At 64.7% G+C, this 4,156-nt stretch carries 4 protein-coding genes; 3 read left to right on the top strand and 1 reads right to left on the bottom strand.

Annotation, left to right across the window (positions count from 1 at the left end):
* From VK519_RS01165 to VK519_RS01155, 3 genes are all read left to right on the top strand, one after another.
* A partial coding sequence (locus VK519_RS01165) for a hypothetical protein (protein WP_324346861.1) occupies positions 1-313 on the top strand: 313 nt, incomplete at its 5' end.
* Positions 314-386: 73 nt separating this feature from the next.
* Positions 387-2,768, top strand: coding sequence for a GH92 family glycosyl hydrolase (locus VK519_RS01160; RefSeq protein ID WP_324346859.1), 2,382 nt, complete (start codon positions 387-389; stop codon positions 2,766-2,768).
* Between the two features lie 152 nt (positions 2,769-2,920).
* Complete coding sequence (locus VK519_RS01155) at positions 2,921-3,292, top strand: hypothetical protein (protein ID WP_324346857.1); 372 nt, start codon at positions 2,921-2,923, stop codon at positions 3,290-3,292.
* On the opposite strand, the gene VK519_RS01150 is transcribed toward VK519_RS01155, so the two are convergent.
* Positions 3,245-4,156, bottom strand: a 912-nt coding sequence (locus VK519_RS01150; RefSeq protein WP_324346855.1) for an ABC transporter permease, incomplete at its 5' end; no start/stop codon positions are given. The two genes, VK519_RS01155 and VK519_RS01150, sit on opposite strands and share 48 nt — an antisense overlap.

Here is a 4,156-nt window from a genome sequence, read left to right as displayed (position 1 = left end):
CGCGGCCAACATCTCGCTGTTCTACGAAAAGAACGGCCTGCTGCTGCGCGTAACCAACAACTGGACCGGCCGCACCATGCAGGGCCTTTCGTCGGGCCTGCCGATCTACACGGAGCCGTACCACCAGCTCGACCTGAACGGTGATTACGAGTTCAACAAGCACCTGATGCTCGCCGCCTCGATCATCAACCTGAACAAGGCCACGCCGCGCTCGTACCTGGGTGGCGATACCACGGCGCGCCTGTACCAGTACGAGTACGCCGGCCGGCAGTACTACCTCGGCCTGACCTACAAGTTCGGCAACGGCGGTTGAGGAAAAACCAGCGGGGCCGGGCAGTAGCCCGGCCCCGCGACTTTTGTGGGTTGAAGTAAAAAGGGAAACAACCATGAATGAACCACGGGCGGGCCTGCGCCGCCGCACCACAGCCATCGCCTTGTCGATCGCCTTACTCGGATGCAGCGGCCTGGCCCTGACCCGGGACAACAAAGTGGCGGGGTCGAAGGCGTCGGCCGTGGACCTGGCCAACCCGCTGGTCGGCACCGCGCCGCTGGATCGCCAGGAATGGATCGGCAACTCGCCCCCACCGGGCGAGTTGTTGTATTCGGGCATGACCTCGCCGGGTGCCAGCCTGCCGCAGAGCTCCACCGAGGCGGCGCCGGTGAACGTGAATGCCGACCTTAGCTATCCCGCCGGCGTGGACACCTCGTATTTTTACGGGCAGCCCACCATGTTCGGCTTCACCGGCGGCGGTGCCACCTACGGCGCGCGTGCCGCTCCGATGATCTCGCCCGTGGTGGGCGACTGGACGGTGCCACCAGACTACAAGGCGTCGTACTACGACAAGGCCACCGAGAAGGCTTCGCCGGGCTACTACGCGGTGGACCTGGCCACGTTCCATACCCGTGTCGAACTGACGGCGACACGGTGGAGCAGCATGTTGCGCTTCACCTTCCCGGCCAGCCACCGCTCGAACGTGGTGGTCAACCTGCGTCGCCTCGGTGGCGACGTGGAAGTGGTTGGCGACCACACCATTCGCGGCGTCGCCGCCGCTGGCCCCCGGCCAGAGCGCGACTCCGACGGTCGTTATTTCATCGCCGAATTCTCCCGGCCGTTCGCCCAATTCGGCAGTTTCCACGCCAACCCGGGCGAGGCCGGCCACAGCCACGGCTTGCTGGGTACCTCCGACGTGCAGGCTGATCGGCGCACCGTATCGGGCAGCTACGCGGGCGCGTACGTCACCTTCGACACCAAGGCCGGTGATCAGGTGCTGGTGAGGGTCGCCCACGGCCGCAGTGCCGCCGAGGCCGAAGAGCGACTGAAGGCCGACGGCACGGACGCTAATTTCGACCGTGCACGCGAGCAGGCGCGCGCGGAATGGGCGCAACTGTTCGACCGCGTGGAGGTTACCGGCGGCACGCCCAAGCAGCGCATGCTGTTCTACTCCACGCTGTACCACACCTTCGCAAGCCCACGCTTGCTGGCGCACAAAGGCCAGCATTTCACCGACGCCCACGGCCAGGACCAGGTCGCCAGCTATGATCGCTATGGACCGGTGCCGTTCTGGGATACCGGCCGTAATCAGATCACCTTGCTGATGCTGCTGGCGCCGAAGGTGGTGCAGGACATCATGCAGTCCGAACTGGACGCCGCGCGCGAACGCGGGTACATGAATACATCCTTCCACGGCGACCATGCGGTGTTCCTCTACGATGGCGCCTGGCAACGCGGCATCGAGTTCGACTATGCCGCGGCCTACGAATACCTGCGCAAGAACGCGACCGATCCCAAGGGTCCGCGAGGCTACCTGGCCGAGTACATGAAGAATGGCTGGATATCGGACATCGTTCCGCCGGGAAATCCCAGCCCACCGTATGCGGCAGGCAAGGCGGGCGTGGCCACCACGCTCGAATATGCCTGGGACGATCATGCCCTGGCCGACGTCGCCCGCCGCCTGGGAAAGACCGACGATGCCCAGATGTTCGAGAAGCGGGCCGCGAACTACCGCAGCGCGTTCGATCCGTCGGTAGGCTTCTTCCGCGGACGCACCGAAGACGGCAAGTGGATTTCGCCCTTCGATCCAGGCGAGCCGTACTACAACTTCATGATGAAGGAAGGCTCCGGCTGGTCCACGCTGTGGCTGGTGCCGCATGACGTGCAGGGCTTGATCGACCTGCTCGGCGGCCGCGCCGCCTTCAATGCCAAGCTCGATGCCTTCTTCTCCACGCCCTATACGGCCAAGGGCATCTGCCGCGACTGCACCGGCCTGATCGGCCAGTACGTGCAGGGTAATCAGCCCGACCAGCAGGCGGCGTACCTGTACGCATGGGGCGGTGAGCCCTGGAAGACGCAGGCGCTGACACGCCGCATTCTCGCCGACCTGTACGGCAGCGACGCCAGCGGTTATGCCTATCCCGGCATGGACGACCAGGGCTCCACGTCTTCGTGGTATGTGCTCAGCGCGATGGGCTTCTACCCGGTCGACCCTGCCACCCCGGATTACATCATCGGCAGCCCGATCTTCGACAAGGTTCGCCTGCGCATGGGCAACGACAAGGTGTTCGAGATCGTTGCGCGCAACAACTCCGCGAAGAACATGTACATCCAGTCCGCCACGCTCAACGGCAAGCCGTGGACCAAGCCGTGGTTCAGCCATGCCGACATCGCCCAGGGAGGGACCCTGGTGCTCACGATGGGGCCGAGCCCCAACAAGACCTGGGGTGCCGATCCGCACGATGCGCCGCCATCGATGTCGGCGGCCAAGCAGTGAGGCTTTGGCGACCGCGCTAGCGACGGCTGCAGATTGAGCAAGCTGCGAAAGTAAGCGTCGGCGCACTTTGCGACGCTTACTATCGACTGTCAGTGGCACGCCGCCACCCTCATCGCGAGGGTGGCGCACCGCCCGGAGTATCGATGTCAGTCATGGAAGAAAGCGAAATCTACGCCGTGGTCGGCGAGGTCATGGTGCTGTCCGCGCGCATTGAAGGAAGCCTGGAATCGCTGACGCAAGGGCTGTTCGACCGGCGCGACACCCGGCTGGTGGAGTTCCGCCGCTGGCTTGGTCGCCTGAAACGCATCCGCGAACGGCGCAACGACCTGGTGCACGAAGTGCTGAAGGTGGCTCAATCGCGCGAGAAACTGGGGCGATGGACCTCGGAGATCGCGCGCATGCGCGAAGAGTGCGTCGTTGCTCCGCAGTGGGTGCAAATTCTTCGTGAGAGTGTGGCCTCCACGCGGTGCGGGATACTATCCCGACCGCGTGGCCTCCACCGGGGAGACGCGCGAGGCACGTAGCGCCGGCACCAGGGTGGCGGCCTGGCCCAACAGCATGACCGTCATGGCGCCATACAGCAGGTAAAGCATTGAGAGTTGGTGCATCTCGAATCGAGCCACCAGCCATTGGCTCAGCAACAAGGCAAGCACGGCTCCGACCGCCAGGCCACCGGTGCTGATCAGGAAGTTCTCGGTCAGGAAATACGACACGATGTCATTGCGGGTGGCGCCAAGCGCGCGGCGCACGCCGATCTGCTTGCGCCGCTGGGCGACCCAGAAACTCGTCAGCCCCACGATGCCGGCGGCGGTGATGACGAGCAGGATCGCGCTCATCGCCGTCATCATGATCGCCAGGCCGCGGTCGCCCTTGTAGCCCTGCGTACGCACTTCCGAGAACGCGCGAACGCCGGCGTCCTCGCCTCTGCCCGAGGGAATGATCCGCTGCGGGTTGCTCTTGAACAGCGCCGCAGGCGCTGCCTTGGCCAGCGCGTCGAGCTGGCCATCCTTGCTGCGGACCAGGTAGGCATTTGCCTTGTCCATCAGCACGGTGGGCTCGAGCATCACATAGTCGTAGGTCGAATCGGCCCAGCTTCCGGCAGAGACGCCTGCAAGGTAGCGCACGATGCCGATCACGGTGCTTGGCGTGGGCGAATCGCCGACGTAGACCTGTTTGCCAAGGGCGGCCCCGTCGGGATACAGCCTGGTGGCAAGGGACTGGGTGAGAATGACGACGGCGGGGGAGCTGATGGTGTGGGAGTCGGTCATCGTCACCTCGTCCGCGCGAAAATTCCTCCCGGCAACAAGCGTGGCCCCAAGAGCCGGCAGAACCTGGTCGTCGGCGAACATGCGCGAACCCACCAGGGATTCGCTGGTGTCGTTGGGCTT

It is taken from the genome of Pinirhizobacter sp., from assembly GCF_035317885.1.
GTDB lineage: Bacteria > Pseudomonadota > Gammaproteobacteria > Xanthomonadales > Rhodanobacteraceae > Pinirhizobacter.
Note: the sequence above shows the minus strand (reverse complement) of the source record. Positions and strands in the feature narration are given on the sequence as shown.